Annotated in this window: 4 protein-coding genes; 2 read left to right on the top strand and 2 right to left on the bottom strand. The window is 70.4% G+C overall.

All coding sequences use genetic code 11. The features are described from left to right. The first annotated feature begins 98 nt into the window (after positions 1 to 98). Entirely contained in the window at positions 99 to 686 is a 588-nt protein-coding gene (locus V6M42_RS13575; RefSeq protein WP_332678973.1) for a GNAT family N-acetyltransferase, read from the top strand. Here V6M42_RS13575 and V6M42_RS13570 read toward each other — a convergent pair. After that, complete coding sequence (locus V6M42_RS13570; protein WP_332678972.1) at positions 683 to 1,087, bottom strand: MliC family protein; 405 nt, start codon at positions 1,085 to 1,087, stop codon at positions 683 to 685. The genes V6M42_RS13575 and V6M42_RS13570 overlap by 4 nt on opposite strands. Before the next feature lie 37 nt (positions 1,088 to 1,124). After that, positions 1,125 to 1,610 carry a tRNA adenosine(34) deaminase TadA gene (gene tadA / locus V6M42_RS13565; protein ID WP_332660647.1) on the bottom strand — a complete coding sequence of 162 codons (486 nt, stop codon included), beginning with the start codon at positions 1,608 to 1,610 and terminating at the stop codon, positions 1,125 to 1,127. Here tadA and V6M42_RS13560 point away from each other — a divergent pair. Then, on the top strand, positions 1,599 to 2,869 hold a 1,271-nt coding region (locus V6M42_RS13560), incomplete at its 3' end, for a pseudouridine synthase (protein WP_332678970.1). The two genes, tadA and V6M42_RS13560, sit on opposite strands and share 12 nt — an antisense overlap.

Below are 2,869 nucleotides of genomic sequence, written 5' to 3'. Positions count from 1 at the left end.
GCCCGCGCCATCGGCGACGCCTTCGTCGACAAGGCGGCGGACCGCGCCGCGGTGGCCGCATTCCTGAGGGCCGAGGGGGCCGCTTGATTCCGGTCCGGATGATCCTGACGGCCGTTCCGCTGGAAAACCGGTTTGTCCGGCTGGATCCGTTCACGCCGGCGCTGGAAGCCGAGGTTCGCGCCGCGCTGGATTGTGACGCCGCATCCTGGGACATCATGGTCGGCGCCGCCTACGGCCCGCATTTCGACGGCTGGTGGCGCGGCGCCCTGACCGCGATGGAGCAGGGGAGCCGGATCGCCTGGGCCGTCCGCCGCGCCTGCGACGGCGCCGTCGTGGGCACGACGAGCCTGTACGAGATCAGGCCGGACTATCGCCGTTGCGAGATCGGCTCGACCTTCTATCGCCCCGAGGCGCGGGGCGGCCCGGTCAATCCATCGTGCAAACGCCTGTTGCTGGGCCACGCCTTCGACGCGGGCGCGGTGCGGGTCGAGATCATCACCGACGCCGTAAATCCCGCCAGCCAGGCCGCCATCCGCAAGCTGGGCGCGCGGGACGAGGGCGTTCTGCGCAAGCACAAGATCACCTGGAAGGGCCGCATCCGCGACACGGCCCAGTTCGCCATTCTCGATGAGGACTGGCCCGAGGTCCGGGCCCGGCTGGACGCCCGGCTGGCGTCCTTCGCCTAGTCGACGGCGCGGCAGTCCGTCGGATCGCGCCCGTCCGAGGTCCAGGTGGCCATCACGCCCTTGCCGCGCAGTTCATAGCCCGAGGCCCGGTACCAGATGCCGTCCGGGGCCTGCTCCTGGAACAGGTCGACCGCCTCGCCGCTGGAGTTGCGCACCGTCGCCATCTGGCGCGGATTGTCGAAATCGACCGAAAGCCGTTCGCTGTTGTTGCACAGGTAGACGGTGCGGATGACACGGTTCAGGGCGCGATCCTGGGCCTCGGCGCCCGTCCGCCGACGCGCCGTCTGGGCCTCCTGGGCCCGCTCGCGCACGGAATCCCCGTCGGTCGGCGCATCCTTCGGTTTCTGGCCGCAGGCGGTCAGGGCGACAGCGGCGACGGCGAGGGCGACCACGAGCTTCATGTTATTCCCGAACAAGCTGAGCCGTTGGCCCGGGGCCTTAACGTGCATCAGGCGTCGCTGTTCCTTTGCGCCGGGCGCGGAAGAATCCGCGCAGCAGGTCGCCGCCCTGCGTGGCCAGCACCCCGCCCTCGACGGCGGGCTTCCAGTGGCAGGTCGGCTGTTCGAAGAAGCGGGGCCCGTGCGCGACCGCGCCGCCCTTCGGGTCGTCCGCCCCCCAGACAACCCGGCCGATCCGCGCATGGCTGATCGCCCCGGCGCACATGGCGCAGGGCTCGAGGGTCACATAGAGGGTCAGGCCGGTGAGACGATAATTTCCCAGCTTCGTCCCCGCCGCCCGTATCGCCGCGATCTCTGCGTGAGCGGTGGGATCATGTGCGCCGATGGGGCCGTTTCGACCTTCCGAGATCACTTCTCCGGTCGATTCATCGACGATCACGCAGCCGACGGGAGTCTCTCCCGCGTCCGCCGCCGCTTGCGCACACGCCAAGGCCATGTGCATGAACCGCTCATCATGGCCAGCCATCCCCGAGACAACGACAAGAAGCCGCGCCCGCGTCAAGACGACAGCCGCGACGGCCCCCGCAAACCCTACGTCAAGCGCGTCGAGGGCGGCGACGAGCGCGGCCCTCCGAAGGCCGGCAAATCCTTCGGCAAACCGGGCGGCAAACCCTTCCCGAAGGACGGCAAGCCCGCGCCCAAGGCCGACGAGGGTCCCAAGCGCAGCGAGCGCATCGCCAAGGCCATGGCTCGCGCCGGCATCGCCTCGCGCCGCGAGGTCGAGCGGCTGATCGGCCTGGGCAAGGTCGCCGTGAACGGCAAGATCCTCGATACGCCCGCCGTCCTGGTCACTCGCGACGATGTGATCACCGTCGACGGCAAGCCGATCGGCTCGGCCCAGGCCACCCGTGTCTGGCGCTACAACAAGCCCGCCGGCCTGGTGACCTCGCACAACGACCCGGGCGGCCGCCCGACGGTGTTCGACGCCCTGCCCAGCGGCCTGCCGCGGGTGATCTCGGTCGGACGGCTCGACCTGAACACCGAAGGCCTGCTGCTGCTGACCAACGACGGCGAGCTGAGCCGCGCGCTGGAGCTGCCGCAGACCGAACTGGTGCGCCAGTACCGGGCCCGCGCGCGCGGCCGGGTCAGCCAGCTGCAGCTCGACTCCCTCAAGGACGGCGTCACCGTCGACGGCATCCGCTACGGCCCCATCGAGGCCACGCTCGACAAGGCCAAGGACAGCGACGGCAATGCGCCCGCCAACCTGTGGATCAGCGTCTCCATCACCGAGGGCAAGAACCGCGAGGTCCGCAAGGTTCTGGAACACCTCGGCCTGACCGTGAACCGGCTGATCCGCCTGGCCTATGGCCCGTTCCAGCTCGGCACCCTGCCGACCGGTTCGGTCGAGGAGGTCGGGCCCCGCGTGATCCGCGAGATGCTGGCCCAGCATATCCGCCCCGAGAACCTGCCCCAGGGCAATACGGTCTCCACGCCCGCGCCCATCCCCGGCCGCCGCACCTCGGCGCCGATCGTCAAGGGCGCTTCGGGGTCGGCGATTTCCGATCCGTCGCGCAAGCCCAGCCGCGTCCGCGCCGCCGGGGCTGCGGCTGACGCCGCCGCCGAACGCGCCGCCCGTCCGCCCAAGAAGGCGGGCTGGGCCAAGGCCGCGCCGAAATTCGAGCATCCGAAGAAGAATTTCACGCCCCGGGCCCGGCCTGAAGGCGCGGAAGCGGCCGGCGAACGGCCGAAGCGCGTCTTCAAGCCGCGCGAGGACCAGTTCATCGA

It is taken from the genome of Brevundimonas sp. (assembly GCF_036677305.1).
Lineage (GTDB): Bacteria > Pseudomonadota > Alphaproteobacteria > Caulobacterales > Caulobacteraceae > Brevundimonas.
Note: the sequence above shows the minus strand (reverse complement) of the source record. Positions and strands in the feature narration are given on the sequence as shown.